This window comes from Luteibacter sahnii, from assembly GCF_034063545.1.
Classification (GTDB): domain Bacteria; phylum Pseudomonadota; class Gammaproteobacteria; order Xanthomonadales; family Rhodanobacteraceae; genus Luteibacter; species Luteibacter sahnii.
The window spans coordinates 1-15914 of record NZ_JAQLOK010000002.1; the positions used below are offsets into that span (position 1 = coordinate 1).

General features: G+C 66.0%; 12 protein-coding genes. 7 read left to right on the forward strand and 5 right to left on the reverse strand.

Annotation, left to right across the window (positions count from 1 at the left end; all coding sequences use genetic code 11):
- Positions 1–314: 314 nt before the first annotated feature.
- Positions 315–884 (reverse strand): hypothetical protein, encoded by a 570-nt coding sequence (locus tag PI246_RS05220; protein WP_320550257.1) that lies wholly within the window; start codon positions 882–884, stop codon positions 315–317.
- A gap of 51 nt (positions 885–935) precedes the next feature.
- Here PI246_RS05220 and PI246_RS05225 point away from each other — a divergent pair, with 51 nt between their 5' ends.
- The 4 genes from PI246_RS05225 to PI246_RS05240 all read left to right on the forward strand — a co-directional run bounded on the left by PI246_RS05225 (position 936) and on the right by PI246_RS05240 (position 9583).
- Complete coding sequence (locus tag PI246_RS05225) at positions 936–1448, forward strand: hypothetical protein (protein ID WP_320550258.1); 513 nt, start codon at positions 936–938, stop codon at positions 1446–1448.
- Between the two features lie 675 nt (positions 1449–2123).
- Positions 2124–5276, forward strand: a complete 3153-nt coding sequence (locus tag PI246_RS05230; RefSeq protein WP_320550259.1) for a TonB-dependent receptor — start codon at positions 2124–2126, stop codon at positions 5274–5276.
- 66 nt (positions 5277–5342) lie between these two features.
- Positions 5343–7724 carry a GH92 family glycosyl hydrolase gene (locus tag PI246_RS05235; protein ID WP_320550260.1) on the forward strand — a complete coding sequence of 794 codons (2382 nt, stop codon included), beginning with the start codon at positions 5343–5345 and terminating at the stop codon, positions 7722–7724.
- Positions 7721–9583 carry a glycoside hydrolase family 2 protein gene (locus PI246_RS05240; RefSeq protein ID WP_320550261.1) on the forward strand — a complete coding sequence of 621 codons (1863 nt, stop codon included), beginning with the start codon at positions 7721–7723 and terminating at the stop codon, positions 9581–9583. The genes PI246_RS05235 and PI246_RS05240 overlap by 4 nt, the downstream gene beginning before the upstream one ends.
- 42 nt (positions 9584–9625) lie before the next feature.
- Here the strand turns inward: PI246_RS05240 and PI246_RS05245 are convergent, their stop codons facing one another.
- The 3 genes from PI246_RS05245 to PI246_RS05255 form a co-directional block, all read right to left on the reverse strand.
- Positions 9626–11332: a tetratricopeptide repeat-containing diguanylate cyclase gene (locus PI246_RS05245; RefSeq protein ID WP_320550262.1), complete on the reverse strand. Its 1707-nt coding sequence runs from the start codon at positions 11330–11332 to the stop codon at positions 9626–9628.
- 127 nt (positions 11333–11459) lie between these two features.
- Positions 11460–11765 (reverse strand): hypothetical protein, encoded by a 306-nt coding sequence (locus PI246_RS05250; protein WP_320550263.1) that lies wholly within the window; start codon positions 11763–11765, stop codon positions 11460–11462.
- A 104-nt stretch (positions 11766–11869) separates the two neighbouring features.
- Positions 11870–12715: an SAM-dependent methyltransferase gene (locus tag PI246_RS05255; protein ID WP_320550264.1), complete on the reverse strand. Its 846-nt coding sequence runs from the start codon at positions 12713–12715 to the stop codon at positions 11870–11872.
- A gap of 202 nt (positions 12716–12917) precedes the next feature.
- Between PI246_RS05255 and PI246_RS05260 the strand changes: the two genes are divergently transcribed.
- Together PI246_RS05260 and PI246_RS05265 are read left to right on the forward strand one after the other, a co-directional pair.
- Complete coding sequence (locus tag PI246_RS05260; RefSeq protein ID WP_320550265.1) at positions 12918–13133, forward strand: ParD-like family protein; 216 nt, start codon at positions 12918–12920, stop codon at positions 13131–13133.
- Positions 13134–13302: 169 nt separating this feature from the next.
- Positions 13303–14244 (forward strand): alpha/beta hydrolase, encoded by a 942-nt coding sequence (locus PI246_RS05265; RefSeq protein WP_407069782.1) that lies wholly within the window; start codon positions 13303–13305, stop codon positions 14242–14244.
- Between the two features lies 1 nt (position 14245).
- On the opposite strand, the gene PI246_RS05270 is transcribed toward PI246_RS05265, so the two are convergent.
- Positions 14246–14893 carry a DsbA family oxidoreductase gene (locus tag PI246_RS05270; protein ID WP_320550266.1) on the reverse strand — a complete coding sequence of 216 codons (648 nt, stop codon included), beginning with the start codon at positions 14891–14893 and terminating at the stop codon, positions 14246–14248.
- Between the two features lie 132 nt (positions 14894–15025).
- On the opposite strand from PI246_RS05270, the gene PI246_RS05275 reads away from it, so the two are divergent.
- Positions 15026–15652: a TMEM175 family protein gene (locus PI246_RS05275; RefSeq protein ID WP_320550267.1), complete on the forward strand. Its 627-nt coding sequence runs from the start codon at positions 15026–15028 to the stop codon at positions 15650–15652.
- Positions 15653–15914 lie beyond the last annotated feature (262 nt).

Genomic DNA, 15914 nt, shown 5'->3' on the forward strand with positions numbered 1-15914 from the left:
ACCACCTCGTAGGTTGGGGTTAGTTTCGCCGAATTTCCCTACTTTGGGATGGCTCGAAAAGTTGGGGGGTGGTCAAACGACATCCTGGTGAACGGCGCGGATCAACATCCTGCACCGCCACCATGCGTCACTACCGTCAGCCTTATTGCTGGATACGACGTCACCATGTTGCTTCGCGACGCGTAGCGATGTCGCCGCACTGTTTCGCGGACTCACGAAATATGACTAAAAAGATCAAATAGTTATCTCATTGCCAGAGTTAACGCAGCCCGACATCGGCCCGCCGTTTCCCCGGCGGGCCAACCCGCGATCAATCAATCGATCTGTCGCAGCGCCTTGCCCGCCGGCGCCGCGTGGTCCACGGCGATCACCACCCCATGGGCGTTCTTGTGCCAGCCGCCTTCCACGTCGATTATCTGGCCCTTTTCGAACAGGCCAGCGTGCTTGGCCGCCGCGTGGGGCGGAAAGCGCAGCAGCACGCCGTCGTCGAGCAGCGCGCCGTGCACGTCGCCGCGCGGGCCGTGGATGGGGCGCTCGATGGTGCCGCTGTAGCCCCAGCGCTCGACCTTGGCGGCGGAGGCGTCTTTTTTCTTCTTCTCGCCCTTTTTCTCGCCGGGACCTTGGTCGATCACCGGCTTGCCGGTGGATGGCTCGACCGCGACCGCCACGAGCAGTTCTCGGTCGCGCACGCGCAGGCCGCGCACCTTCACCGAGTCGCCCGGGCGGATGCGCCGGACCAGCGCGCTGGAAAGATGCGGTGGAATGTGCACCTCCATGCCGTTCTGGAACAACAGGCCGTCCATGTCGCCGTGGGGATTGAACAGCAGGCGGGCGACCTTGCCGCGGGTGGCCGGTAGGTGTTCGTGGTCGATCCAATGCATCATGTGGCTCCAGCTGAAAGGGAGTCACGCTAATGTCCCGGCGTGGAGATGGACGTGAAAAAGACGGCCAGGAAAACGTCCTCCCCGCTCACGCAAATTTTTGCGCCCGCCTCGGGCGGGCGGATACCAAGACCCGCGCCGGGTCAAGACTGGCGCCGGAGCGCGGTTCGCGGTATCAAGCGCCCCATGACCGATCACGAACTGCCCCCCATCGCCATCATCATCGAACCCCGGGCCACCCTGGCCGATACGGTGGCGGATGCCCTGCGCAAGCGCGGCTACGAGGTGTTCGTCGCGCAGACGCATTCGGGCGCGACCCGGGCGGCGCTCGATCATGCCCAGGTCGACTTCCTGGTGGCTGCGGTTCCCGCTCCCGGCGAGGATCGCAGCGGCGCATATCTCCAGGTCGCCCGCGAGAGCAATCCCTCGTTGCGCACCATCGTCATGTTGTCCGATCCGGACGAGGACGCCAGCGATGCGCCGATCGGCGCCATCAAGCTGCTCAAACCGTTCACGATCGACGAGCTCGACGCCGCCATCGAACAATCGCTTGCGTTGACCTTCTGACCCCACGCCGTGGTGCCGACCCGGCCACGTGCGTGCCCATCGAATAGCGACGGGCAAGCCGTCCCCTTCGCAAGAATCACGTCTTCACCGACGTGAATTCCTGCATGCGGCGCAGCACGACCGTTATCCGACCTGGCCCATCCTGCCCTCCCCGGCGCTTCACGTGAGGCGCTCGCCGCACGGCGCAACGTTTTGCGACGCAGCGTGACCTCGCCGGGTTCCGCGTCTTAATTTGTAACCCCAGGGGATTAGATCGATCCAAGTCGGCGTGGCGGGTGACGCCCTTCGACGAGGGTCGTGGCGAAACACCATGACATGGGCGTGTCTGCGGATAGGCGTTCGACGCCGACATCCCGCCGCCTTCGTTGGGGGAAGGCATGGGGAAGCAGATGCGTGACAGCGGTAACCGCCCGGACGTCCACGTTCGGCGCATAGAGCGCGCCACGACGCGCCGTGCCTCTACGGCATCTCGACGGTCTACGTGCGGATCGCGATTGCCGTTCCCCTGCATACCGTTCTGACACCTGCCGCGCGCGATGGCGAGGGGCCTCGCGCGCGTTTTGTTTGGATCGATCCAATCCACAGGAGCACGCATGCCCTCATAAGCCGCAGCACACGTAACGATCGGGGGACCAACGCGCCCGCAGAGGCGCATGTCATCGAGGGGATCCATCCATGAAGCACTTTTCGCACATGCTCAAACGCAAACCGCTCTGCGCCGCGCTAGCCGCCGCGACGCTCTCCCTGGCTGGGTACGTCACCCTGCCGACGTCGGCGTTCGCACAGGACGCCGCACCTTCGGCGACGACCGACCCGGCACCGGCGGCCAAGACGACGCCGAAGAACGACAAGACCAAGAACTCGCCGACAAACCTGGACACCGTCGTGGTCACCAGCTACCGGCAGTCGATCGACCAGAATGTGCTGGACAAACGCGACGCGAACTCCATCGTCGAGGTCATCAACGCGCAGAACATCGCCCAGTTCCCCGCCAAGAACATCGCCGACGCGCTGGCCCACGTGCCCGGCGTGGTCATCAGCCGCGAATCCGGCGAAGGCAAGACGGTGAGCATCCGCGGTCTCGCGCCGGAACTCACGCTGACCCAGTTGAACGGCAACTACGTGGCGTCGGCCGACACATCGGCCGGCCTCACCCGCTCCTTCAACTACACGCTTTTCCCGGCGAACATGTTTTCCGACATCAAGCTCTACAAGAGCCTGGAGGCGCGCCTGGACGAAGGCGGCATCGGCGGCAACGTCGACCTGCGCACGCGACGTCCCTTGGAGATGGGCGTCAACGAAGGCTTCGTGACCGCGACCGGCGCCGGCTCGGACACCCGCAGCAAGATCAAGCCGCAGGTATCGGCGCTGTGGTCGTGGAAGAACAAGGACGAAACCTTCGGCGTGCTCGTCGCCGGTTCGTACCAGCAGCGCCATGCCACCACCTATCAGTCCGACGCGTCGAGCTGGCACTGGTGGTCGGACAACTGCACCGACTACGCGACCTGCACCCAGCCGCCGACCAACGTGCACGGCGGCACCTATGACTCCGCGGTCGCGCCCAACATCGACCTGTGGGGTGGCGGTGGCGTGGTCGACCAGGCGGGCAACGTCTACAACGGCTACTGGATGCCGCAGCAGTTCTCGACCAGCCGCAACGACCTGGACCTGAAGACCAAGGGCGTCCAGGCCACGATGCAGTTCAAGCCGAGCGACCACTTCCTGCTCACCGGCAACTACTTCCGTTTCCAGCGCACGCAAGACCAGATCACCAATACGCTGGAAGTGCCCGAGTGGGGCCTGCCGGGCAACAGCCGGTATACCGACCAGCAAGGTCGCCTGCTCGCACCCAACGGGCTGACGTTCGATCCTTCGCACACCGTCGTCACCGGTGCCAACTACCAGCTCCCGCCGGCTGGCGTCGGCTGCAACGCCACGGTCAATCCCTCGACCGGCGCGACGCGTCAGGCGGTGGATGTCTGTAACACCGAAATTCCTTGGCTCAACGGCAACTACTCGGTGGAGAAAGCCACGTCCCAGACGCTCAACCTCGAAGGCGAGTGGGACTCGGGCGGCGCCCTGAGCGGTTCGTTCAACGTGGGCCGCACCTGGGCCACCGGCGGTCCCTCCGTGGAGCTGGGCATGGCCGCCAAGCCGCGCAACTTCGTCAACGGCCAATGGGTCGACGGCAGCAACGGCGCCGCGTGGAACTTCGCCGGCACCCCGGGGATCAGCGCGTCGCCGCAGACCCTGCAGAACATGCTTGCCGGCGCGGGCCAGGTCGACCTGGGCTCCACCGGATCGAACATGGTCAACACGACCAATTCGCAGAACTTCGCCCAGGCCGATTTCACGTGGGCGTTCGACGGAAGCTGGATGCAGTCGCTGCAGTTCGGCGTGAAATACACCGATGCGCACGCCGAGCAGCAGAGCAACGAAGTACGCTGGTACTGCAAGGGCACCACGCTGCAGTTCCAGACCTGCGACCCCAACGCCGGCCAGTTGCCCGCCGGTTTCCTGTTGCCGAACTACCTCGACGGCAGCAACGAGGCGTACAACGACAGCATCTTTCCGGCGATCAATTTCCCGGCGTACTACGACCACCTCAATGCGACCTACGACCGGGTGATCTACAACAAGCCGCAGAACAAGTCGTCTATCGGGGAGAAGATCGCCGCAGCCTACGTGCAGGCCAACTTCGATACCGGCACCGTGCGTGGCAACGTCGGCCTGCGCTTCGTCACGACCAAGCAAGACCTCACGGTCGCCAACGACATCACCACCAACAACGCCGTTTACTATCACGACCCGGCGGGCAACATCCTCATCTGCCCGGCCTCGGGCGTGAATGCCGGCGGCGGCGCCTGCGCACCGGGCGATTTCCAATACCTTCCGCGCGAAGTGGCGGTGATCGAAAACTTCAGCCAGGCCACGACGAACAAGCGTTACAACAAGCTGCTGCCCAGCTTCAACATCGCGTGGACCGTTGCCGACAGCCTCGTGCTTCGCGCCGCCGGTTCGCAGGCCATGGCCCGCGCCAATTACACCGACCTGGCCAAGCTCGGCAGCCTGACCAACAACACCCAGGACTACTACAACGACCGCAAGCAGTTCGGCGCACCCCTACCCGGTTGGTACGGCAGCGGTGCCAACGCCGACCTGAAACCCTTCACGGCCACGCAGTTCGACGTCGCCGCCGAGTGGTACTACGCCGAGCATTCGGTGGTCGGCGTCGATCTATTCAAAAAGGAAGTGAAGAACTTCGTCGTGCCGGTCACCGTGAACAATATCCAGGTGAACGTCGGCGGTGCCACGGAAAACTTCCTCCAGTACAGCACCAACGCCAACGGCCGGTCGGGCACGTCCAAGGGCGTCGAAATCTACGCCCAGCACACCTGGGACTCGGGCTTCGGTTACATCGCCAACTACACGCTCAACAAGACCAACGAGACGCCGGTCTCCCTGGGCGATACGCAGGTGGGCAAGTCTGAGCTGATCGGCAGCGCGAAGTACGCGGCGAACGTGTCGCTGTTCTATGAAAAGAACGGCCTGCTGCTGCGCGCCAGCGACAACTGGACCGGCCGGACGATGCAGGGTCTCGCGTCGGGCCTGCCGATCTACGCGCAGCCTTACCACCAGATCGACCTGAACGGCGACTACGAGTTCAACAAGCACTTCATGGTCACCGCCTCGGTCATCAACCTGACGAAGTCGACGCCACACACCTACCTGGGTGGCGACACCCGGGCCCGCCTGGTCCAGTTGATGTATCCGGGCCGGCAGTACTACCTGGGCGTGACGTACAAGTTCGGTGGACCCAACACATAACGGTGTCCCCGCGGGGCCGGGCAACGTGCCCGGTCCCGCGAGCGCTCGCCGTCGAGGACCCCTCCCATGATCTCCCTCCCCCAAGGCCGCACCCGGCTAGGCGCGGCGATGGTTGCGCTCGCCCTCTCGGGTGGCGCGGCCGCCGCCTCCTCCACCGGCGCGTCGGCGCCACGTACCACGAGCATCGAGCTGGCCAATCCGCTGGTCGGCACCGCACCGCTCGACCGGCCCGCCTGGATCGGCAACGCGCCGCCGCCGGGCGAACCGCTCTACACCGGCATGACCACGCCGGGCGCCAGCCTGCCCGAAAGCGCCACAGAGGCGGCGCCGGTGAACATCAACACCGACCTCGGCTTCGCGACGGGCGTGCCCGTGGCCTACGACTACCGCCGGCCCACGATGTTCGGCTTCACCGGCGGCGGCTCGACGTACGGCGCGCGCGGCGCGCCGATGGTGATGCCTGTCGTCGGGGACTGGACGGTGCCACCGGATTACCTGGGCTCGTCCTACGACAAGGCCACAGAAAAAGCCTCACCGGGCTACTACGCGGTCGACCTGGCGACGTTCCGCGTTCGGGCGGAGCTCACGGCGACGCAATGGACGAGCCTCATGCGGTTCACCTTTCCCGAAAGCCGCCGCTCGCACGTGATCGTCAACCTGCGTCGCGACGGTGGGCAGGTCGAGGTGGTGGATGACCACACCGTGCGCGGCGTGGCGACCGCGGGCGGACGCGACCGGGACGCCGACGGCCCCTTCTTCGTGACCGAGTTTTCCCGTCCTTTTGCCGCCTTCGGCACCTTCCACGCCGACGTGACGCACGTCGGCGAGGGGCTGGGACGCGAAGACGTGCAGGCGGGACGGCGGCAGGTCGCGGGCGACTATGCCGGCGCCTACGTCACGTTCGACACCCGGGCGGGCGACCAGGTCACCGTGCGGATCGCGCACGGTCACAGCGCGGCCGAGGCCGAACAGCGGTTGCATGCCCAGGACAGCGACGCGGACTTTGATCGCGTGCGTGCGAAGGCCCGCGCTATCTGGGCCGCGCTGTTCGACCGGGTTCAGGTGACCGGTGGCACCCCGAAGCAACGCATGCTGTTCTATTCCACGCTCTATCACGCGTTCGCCAGCCCCCGCATGATCGCGCGCAAGGGCGAGCACTACGTCGACGCCCAGGGCCACGACAACGTCGCCGACTACGATCATTACGGCCCGGTGCCGTTCTGGGACACGGGCCGCAACCAGATCGCCCTGCTGATGCTGCTGCAGCCGAAGGTGATCCAGGACATCATGCGCTCCGAGCTCGACCGGGCGCGCGAACGCGGTTACATGAATACCTCGTTCCACGGCGACCACGCGGTGTTGCTCTACGACGGGGCGTGGCGCCGTGGCATCGACTTCGACTACGCCGCCGCGTATGCGTACCTGCGCAAGAACGCGACCGATCCGAAGGGGCCGCGCGGTGACCTCGCCGAGTACGACAGGCAGGGCTGGATCGCCGACATCGTGCCCGAGGGCAGCCCGAGTCCGCCCTACGCGGGTGGCAAGGCAGGCGTCGCCACCACGCTGGAATACGCCTGGGACGATCACGCCCTCGCCGACGTAGCCCGCCGCCTCGGCAAGGCCGACGACGCCGCGATGTTTGAACGACGGGCAGCGAACTATCGCCACGTCTTCGATCCGTCCGTGGGCTTCTTCCGTGGACGCACGGCAGACGGTCGGTGGATTTCGCCGTTCGATCCCGGCGAGCCTTACTACAATTTCATGATGAAGGAAGCCTCGGGCTGGTCCACGCTGTGGCTCGTGCCCCACGACGTGCAGGGCCTGATCGACCTGCTCGGCGGCCGTGATGCGTTCAACGCCAGGCTCGATGCGTTCTTCACCACGCCGTATACGGCCAAGGGCATCTGTCGCGACTGCACCGGGCTGATCGGCCAATATGTGCAGGGCAACCAGCCCGACCAGCAGGCGGCTTACCTGTATGCCTGGAGCGGCCAGCCGTGGAAGACCCAGGCGCTCACCCGCCGCATCCTCGCCGACCTGTATGGCAGCGATGCCACGGGTTACGGGTATCCCGGCATGGACGACCAGGGTTCGACCTCGTCGTGGTATGTGCTCAGCGCGATGGGCTTCTATCCGGTGGATCCGTCGACGCCCGACTACATCCTCGGCAGCCCGATCTTCGACCGCGTACGCCTGACGCTGGGCAACGGCAAGGTCCTGGACATCGTCGCGCGCGACAACACCGAGCAAAACGTCTATATCCAGTCGGCGACGCTCAACGGCAAGCCCTGGAACAAACCGTGGTTCAGTCATGACGACATCGCCGACGGCGCCACGCTGGTGCTGACGATGGGCCCCAGGCCGAACCCCCGATGGGGAAGCGATCCCCAGTCGGCGCCACCATCCATGTCGGCGACGCCGCGTGGACCGACGAGGAGCGAACCATGAATGACCGCATCACGATACGTCGCGCCGCCATGGCGTTGGCACTGGCCGTGTCCCTGCCCACCGGCACGACGGCGACGGAGGCGGCCACCGTATGGAGCGGCGCGTCCGCGCCGCTGGCCACGCGATGGACGGACAAGGTGTCACCCGACAACGCGTTGCCCGAGTACCCACGCCCCCAACTGGCGCGCCCGTCGCTTGATCGTCCCCGCTGGATGAGCCTCAACGGGCTCTGGGAATTCGCCGTCGTCGACGGCAAGAGCCCCCCCGCGTTCGGCCATCCGATGAACGGCAAGGTACTGGTGCCCTACCCCATCGAGTCGGTGTTGTCGGGCGTGCAAACGCATGCCGACTTCATGCTGTACCGGCGGACGATCCGTATCCCGGCGGACTTTCTCGCCGGCGGCCAGCATATACGACTGAATTTCGGTGCGGTGGCGCAGGAGGCCACGGTTTACGTCAACGGCACGAAGGTGGCGACGCACGATAACGGCTACACGTCGTTCGGCACGGACATCACCGCGGCACTGCACCCTGAGGGCGACCAGGAAATCGTGGTCGCCGTGCACGCGCCCGTCGACAGCGAAAACATCATGGTGGGCAAACAGCGCCTCACCCCCGAAGGCATTTTCTACACGGCCGCCTCCGGCATCTGGCAATCGGTGTGGCTGGAGCCGGTGCCGGCCACGAGCCTTGGCCAGCTGACCTTCGTCCCGGCCACCACGCTCGACGCGTTCACGGCCACGGCGCAGGTCGACGGCGACGCGCGAGGCGCGACGCTCCACGTCGTCGCACTGGCCGACGGTAAGCCCGTCGGCGAAGCGACCGGGCCGGCCGACAAGCCCCTTCGGGTACCGATCGCCCAGCCACGTCTCTGGAGCCCGGACGATCCGTTCCTGTACACCTTCAGGGCCACGCTCTCGCGGGGCGAGCGCCGTGACGACGTCACCAGCTATGCGGGGTTGCGCACCGTTGCCGTCCGCAAGGTGGACGGACTCAATCGCATCGTGCTCAACGGCAAGCCCGTCTTCCTGCTCGCGACGCTCGACCAGGGCTACTGGCCAGACGGCATCTACACGGCGCCGACCGACGCGGCGCTGCGCTTCGACATCGAGAAAACCCGTGACCTCGGCTTCAACACGATCCGCAAGCACATCAAGGTGGAGCCCGCGCGCTGGTACTACTGGGCCGATCGGATCGGCCTGATGGTATGGCAGGACATGCCCTCGATGCCCAACGGGCACAACGACCGGCTCACGGCGACCGACAAAGCACGCTTTCGACGGGACGTCACGTCGATCGTTCAGCAGCTCAAGGGCGAGACGGCGATCATCGGGTGGATTCCCTTCAACGAGGGATGGGGCCAATGGAGCATCGCCGCGGGTGGCGACCTCGCCAGGCAGATCAAGGCGCTCGATCCATCACGGCTGGTCGATGCCCGCAGCGGCTACAACTGCTGCGATACCCAGGGCGACACCCATGCCGGTGACATCATCGACGTGCATGACTACCAGGGCCCGGGCCTGCCGAGTCCCGACGCCACCCGCGCGTCGATCGATGGCGAGCACGGTGGCCTGACCCTCGACCTGTCCGGCCACGTCTGGCCGAACACGGCCATCAATCCTTATGGGGGCGTGAAGGACCGCGCGGCACTCAACGCCGGCTACGTCGCCAACACCGCCGTACTGCGCGACAAGGCCGCCGCCAAGGGCGTGTCGGGCAGCGTCTACACGCAGATCACCGACGTCGAAGGCGAGCACAATGGGCTCTACACCTACGATCGCCAGATGGAAAAGGTTGACCCCGCGCAGGTGCGGGCGATCAACCAGGCGACGATCCGCGCCGCGTCGGGCGGCCCGTAAGCGCCGCGTCACGGTGAGGCCCGATCGACGGACCTCCCGGGATCACGCGGTGGTGGAATCGACCGGGCGGGTGTGCGCTGGTAACGGCGTCGCCGCGCTCCGGTCGTCGCCGTCGACGACGACGCGATTGCGTCCGGTGCGCTTGGCCAGGTAGAGCGCCGCGTCCGAGCCGCGGAACAGGCGCTGCAGGTCGTAGCCGATCGTGTCGGTGCAGGCCAGGCCGATGCTCGCCGAAATGGACACCACCACGTCGTCGACGATCAGCGGCGACGCCGCGAGCGAAAGGCGTATCCGCTCGGCCACCACCGTGCCCTGCAATCGCGGCGCATCCATCAGGAACATCCCGAACTCCTCGCCCCCGAGGCGACCCAGCAGGTCGGCCTTGCGCAGCTGGCCCTTGCAGATCGCGACCGCGTGCTTGAGCACGGCGTCGCCCACGGCGTGCCCGTGGCTGTCGTTCACCTGCTTGAAATGGTCCAGGTCGAGGAAGATGAGGCAGCCCTCGCCCGCCCTTTTTTCCAACGCCCGCAGCGCCCGCCCCGACTCGCCCATGAAGTGCTGGTGGTTGAAGATGCCGGTCAGGCTGTCGCACGACGACAACCACTTGAAGCGAAGCTGGGAGCGCTTGATCCGCACCATCCAGAACGCGATGGAGGCCAGGAGGATCGCCATCACGGTGATGTAAAGGCGGCCGGTTTCGACGGCCTTCGCATCCAGCGCCTGCTGCAGGCGCAGGATGCGGTTTTCCTTGCTCAGGCCCTCGGTTTCCAGCTTCTCGGCTCGAAAATGCTGGCTCGCCGCCTCGTAGGCGGCCGTGCGCACGTTCGCGTCGCGCAGGTAGCCCTGGTCCTGCACGACATAGTTTTCGTAGTAGAGCAACGCGTCGGCGTAATGGCCTTGCGCCTTTTCGATGGAATACAGCACGCGATAGGCAAATCGCAGGGCCTCGTTCGTATCCCCCGGATGATTCATGGCGACGGTTTCCAGGGCCGCCTTACGCGCCTCGGGCTTGTTGCCCATGGCCTCGAAGATACGCGCGCGCGCGCTGGACAGATCGATCAGGTGCGGGAAATATCGCGCGGCCTCGATGCTGGGCGTGATCCGGCGGAGCGTCGCCAGCGCCTCATCGAGCCGGTTTTCCTCCAGCAACCGATCCACCAGTATCAGCGACATCGTATTGCTGAAGATGGGCTGGCCGTTCGTCTTGCACACGTCGATGGTGTCGAGAAGCTCGGGGCTGGACGCCATCAGCTGGCGCGCCCCCTCCAGCGCCACCACTTTCTGCACCATCGCCTCGCAGCGGGACACGCCCTTGGGCGTGGCCTTGAGCATCATGTCGGCGTAGGTCATCGCAATCTGCGGCTGCCCCGCGAACGTCAGCATCTGCGACAGGTTCGCCAGCAGAACGAAGCGAGCCGTCGGATCGGTCACGCTGGGCAAGGTATCCGCCGCCCGCGTGGCCATGGCGTAGGCTTCCGCGTATTTGCCCTGGCCGGTGAGCGTGTTCATCAACATCGCGGTGGCGCGAACGCCAAGCGCATCTTGTTGGCCACCGGCGAGGACCTCTTGCAAGGCGGCCATGGCGTCGCTGTAACGCCCTTCGTAGTTGGCCTGCCAGCCATCGAGAAAACGAAGGTATCGACGGTCCTGGGGGCCCAGCGCATCGATATCCCGATGCAGGGCGTCGAGCATCGTCAGAAAACGCGCGTGATCCGTCGTGCGTATCGCGTCGACCTGCGACAGCGGCATGCGGGACGGCGTCGTGGTGGACGCCGGTGCGGCGGTCGCTCCCGAAAACCAAAGACACAGCAAGAGCCCGGCCACGATGGACCGGGCCCGCCGGGAGCCGCTGCGTGCCGGAGCCATGGACCTCAGGTCATTTCGACGGGTCGTTGTCATCGTCGTCCGGATCGGACTGGGGCTCGCCCTGGTCGTCGTCGGGGTAGTGACTCGGATCGTCTTCGTCGCCTTCGCACCCGCCGGTCTGGCTCATATGTTCGACGTGCATCTGCTCGATACCGAGTTCCTTGGCCAGTTCGGCGCCATCGCCGTTCGCGGCGAATTCACGCAGGCCGGCGGAAGCGCCGGCCGCTTCGAGGGCCCGTGCCAGTTCGTCCGGCGATGCGTTGCGAAGCGTGGAATCGCGGCCGATGGCCTCGAGCAAGTCAACCGTGTCACGCATGGGGTATTCCTCCGTGTTCTGTGGTGGTGTCGCCCGCCGCTCGAAACACCACGACGGTCGGATGCGATGTTTTGGCGGCAAGCCGCCGGTTCTCGTTATCGGGCTCAGGCCGTCGAAACGTGCGCGTCATCGGTGAGGTAAACGGCATCGAGCGCATCCAGGCGCGCCCGCATGCCGGCATGGGGCACCAGCTCGCGTGCCGGCGGAATAACCAGCGTTTCGTGACCGGTGAACTCGGCGGACGTCAGCTCACCCAAGGTGACGCGCTGCACGTGCGGCTGTTCCACGGGCAACGTCGGCGCACGATAGACGACGACGCCATGGTCGTTCGGGTAATCCTCGCGAAGCCGCTCCACCAGGAGCTCGCGATAGGCATCAGGCGTGCGAAACCGACCGAGCGAGCGATCGCCTACCACGCCCAGTTGCCAGAGCACCACCGTACCGGCGGTATCGAGCGTTCGCTCGAAGAAAAGCAGCTGGCTCGCTTCCAGGTGCTGGCAACCGGCGCGGCCCGGGTCGATACCCAGGTCGGCGTAGAGGCAATCCTCCGCCGAAATGCCCGGCTCCATGTGCGCGACGAAGCCTTCGGCGCGCGCCACCTCGATCACCTTGTGCGGCGACCAGGCGAAAATGCCGGGATGGCCGTAAAAGACGGCGCAAACGCGCTTACCCGCACGCACCTGCGTCATCATCACCTCGACCCACTCGCGGTAGGTCTTCATACGCGACTTGCCGGGCCGGTAGAGCGGCGTGAGGCTACGGAACACGGGGTTGAGACGCTGCAACCAGAGTTCGACCACATGGTCCGACAACGCGGCCAGCACGATGTCGGCGTTTTCGATGTAGCTGCGTGCCATCGGCGTCAGGTGCGCGCCGAGCGTGATGCCCATGCCGACGCAGGCGATGCTGCCGCGGGGCGTTTCCTTCGATATCGACACGGCTGAAGTCATGAATCCGAACACGGCATGGTAATAACAACGACACACGCCCCGGCGTGACGCCCCTCGTGAGACGCTCCGTGGCCCCCTGAACACACGCCACCATAATGCGACAGAAGTCCCGTTTTCGGCAAAGCATTCACGTGAAGGTGACGATAGCGATCTGATATACGATTCGTATACGATCCATGTATCATTTTTTCGAGGGCACGCCATGGGTATCGTCAACATCGACGATGAGTTGCACGATCGGATCCGCCGGGCGTGTACCGTCAGCAGCCGCTCGATCAACGCCCAGGCCAGCTTCTGGATCCGGGTCGGCATGCTCTGCGAGTTAAACCCCGCCATGAGCTTCCAGGAGATCGTCGCGCGCGAGTTACGCAACGCGGGGGTCGTTCCCCAGCCCCTGTCGGACGGGACGGCGAGGTAATCGGTCCCTGGCGGGTGCGCACCCGCGGCGGCGAACGATGGCGGCCAGGCGAGACATCGCCCGGCCCGGTCGAGTGAATCGCTGCCAGCGTTTTTCCCTACCTCGATACCGGTTTGCGCCCCAGTGAGGGTCTAGCGTCGCACGCACCTTCCCTTGCCGGTGCACGACCATGATCAGGCTCGTCCGCGCGTTGTTCCTGTCCACCCTTGTGATCGCCGCACCGGCGGGTGCCGCCGTGTGGCAACCTTCGCCAGGCCACGTCCAGGTGCCGATCTGGCCGGGACAGCCGCCCAACGCGCTGCGCGCCCCCGTGCCGGAGTCCGTCAAGCCCGGCACCGCCGCCATCCATGACGTATCGATCCCCACCCTGACCGTGTACTCGCCGACGGGGCACAACACCGGCGTGGCCGTCGTGGTCTTCCCCGGGGGCGGCTACCAGATGCTGGCGATGGACCTGGAGGGTACGGAGATCTGCGACTGGCTGACCTCGCGCGGCATCACCTGCGTGCTGCTGAAATACCGCGTGCCCGGGTCCGGCCCCACGTGGGAAAACGGCAAGCGCTACTACCCGAAGGTGCAGACCGCCTTGCAGGACGCCCAGCGCACGCTGGGCCTCGTGCGACAGCACGCCGCCGAATGGCACATCGATCCGCATAAGGTCGGCGTGATGGGATTCTCCGCCGGCGGCCACCTGGTGGCGGCGGTGAGCACGCATTTCGACAAGCGCACGTACACGCCGGTCGACGATGCCGACCGGTTGAACAGCCGGCCAGATTTCGCGGTGGCGGTCTACCCGGGGCACCTGTGGATACATGAAGACGACGACAGCGACACCCGCGACGAAACGGATCTGGGGCTGCGCCCGGACATCCATGTGCGCCCCGACACGCCGCCGACCTTCCTGCTCCAGGCCGAAGACGACCATGTCGACGGCGTGGAACAGGTGCTCGCCTACGACGTGGCCCTGATGAAGGCGGGCGTGCCCACCGAGCTGCACATCTACGCCGAGGGCGGCCACGCGTTCGGGCTGCGCGCCGGTCGATTGCCGATTGGCCGCTGGCCCGAACTGGTGGAGCGGTGGCTGCACACGCTCGGCATGCTCGGTGGCTAGTTCAGCCCTGCTGGAGGATATGCCGCAACTGCCGTTCGAATTCCTCGGGCGGCTGGCCTCCCGAGATGAGATAGGTGTCGTTGACGATCACCGCGGGCACGCCGGTGATGCCCATGCGCTGCCAGTGGGCTTCATCCGCGCGCACCTCAGCGGCGTAGCGGTCCGATGCGAGTACGTCGCGGGCAGCGGCGGGATCCAGGCCGGCGTCGGCGGCCGCGGCGATGAGCGCTTCGTGGTCGCCCGGATCGGCCTGCTCGGTGAAGTTGAGCGCGAACAACCTGCGCTTGAGCGCGTGTTGCCGGCCCTCGCCTTTCGCCCACGCCAGCAACCGGTGCGCATCGAACGTGTTGTAGATGCGGCTGTCGTCGGACGTGTTCATCGTGAAACCGACGTCCGCCGCGCGCGCCTTGATGCGCTCGCGGTTAGCGCGCACGTCGGCGGCGGGCATGCCGTACTTGCGCACGATGTGTTCGAGCACGTTCTCGCCACCGGCGGCCATGGCCGGGTTCAACTCGAAGGGATGGAAGGCGATGTCCGCCGTCAGCTCGTCGCCAAGGGCACCCAGCGCATGCTCCAGGCCGCCCAGGCCGATGACGCACCAGGGGCAGGCGATGTCGGAAACGAAGTCGATCTTGAGCTGGCGAGGCACGGCGGCTCTCCGTCAAAGGGAAAGGCCCATGATACCCCTCCGGTGCGCGCGCTCCGGGACGCTCTCGCACGGACTTGCGACAGGTCATCGGCGACGCCATCATCGGCGCACGTTCAAGGGGAAAAATCAGGCATGTCGCAGGGGCAAGAGCCGCAACTGGAGCGGCTGACGTTTTTTTCGGACGCCGTGTTCGCCATCGCCATCACCTTGCTGGTGATCGAAATACACGTGCCGCATCCGGACGGGCACGACGACGCGGCATGGCTGCATGCACTGGCCGAGCTGCTGCCGCATTTCTTCGGCTTCGTGCTCAGCTTCGTCGTGGTGGGCGCCATGTGGGCGGCGCACCACCGGGTATTCGGGCTGCTGCACCGTTACGACCCGGCCCTCATCTGGCGCAACCTCGCCCTGCTCATGGCGGTCGCTTTCATGCCGTTCTCGTCGGCGCTGATGAGCACCCATCCCGCCGAACGCATCCCGGAGATGTTCTACGCCCTCAACCTGCTCGTCGGGGGCCTGCTCCAGTACCGCCTGTTCCGCGGCGCGCTTCGCGCGCCCTATCTACGTGGCGACGTCACCGGCGCGGAGGTCGCGACCATCCGCCGGCGCAGCCTCGCGCTGCCGATGATGTCGCTGCTGTCCTTCGTGCTGGCGATCTGGATTCCCGGACCGAGCAACCTGCCGCTGATGCTGATGCCCCTGGTCGTGCTGGCGCTGGCACGGGGCATCCGCAGGACGGGCGCCACGCCGGCGACCTGAGGCCAACGCCCACGCGAGACGGGTCAGCGCCGCCGCTCGTCGTCCCGCCCCGGCGGCTCCGGCGCGTCCTGCGGCATCGGCGGTCGCCTGCGGTAGTCGTCCGGGGCATGCGTGGGCCTATCGTCCTTGCGTGGACCGGCCGGCGTTCGTTCTTCGGTGGCAAAGCGGGGCTAAAGGGCATCGTCGTGTACGGATGGAGGCCGCCTGACGATGCGCGCGGTGGGTGCACATGCCGCCAAGCGCCGCCGCGATCGCCTTCACG

Excerpts from the sequence above, each read along its gene's own strand:
- PI246_RS05220 (WP_320550257.1), bottom strand. The coding sequence starts at position 884 with ATGATGCATTGGATCGACCACGAACACCTACCGGCCACCCGCGGCAAG.
- PI246_RS05230 (WP_320550259.1), top strand. The coding sequence starts at position 2,124 with ATGAAGCACTTTTCGCACATGCTCAAACGCAAACCGCTCTGCGCCGCG.
- PI246_RS05235 (WP_320550260.1), top strand. The coding sequence starts at position 5,343 with ATGATCTCCCTCCCCCAAGGCCGCACCCGGCTAGGCGCGGCGATGGTT.
- PI246_RS05240 (WP_320550261.1), top strand. The coding sequence starts at position 7,721 with ATGAATGACCGCATCACGATACGTCGCGCCGCCATGGCGTTGGCACTG.
- PI246_RS05245 (WP_320550262.1), bottom strand. The coding sequence starts at position 11,332 with ATGCCGCTGTCGCAGGTCGACGCGATACGCACGACGGATCACGCGCGT.
- PI246_RS05250 (WP_320550263.1), bottom strand. The coding sequence starts at position 11,765 with ATGCGTGACACGGTTGACTTGCTCGAGGCCATCGGCCGCGATTCCACG.
- PI246_RS05255 (WP_320550264.1), bottom strand. The coding sequence starts at position 12,715 with ATGACTTCAGCCGTGTCGATATCGAAGGAAACGCCCCGCGGCAGCATC.
- PI246_RS05260 (WP_320550265.1), top strand. The coding sequence starts at position 12,918 with ATGGGTATCGTCAACATCGACGATGAGTTGCACGATCGGATCCGCCGG.
- PI246_RS05265 (WP_407069782.1), top strand. The coding sequence starts at position 13,303 with ATGATCAGGCTCGTCCGCGCGTTGTTCCTGTCCACCCTTGTGATCGCC.
- PI246_RS05275 (WP_320550267.1), top strand. The coding sequence starts at position 15,026 with ATGTCGCAGGGGCAAGAGCCGCAACTGGAGCGGCTGACGTTTTTTTCG.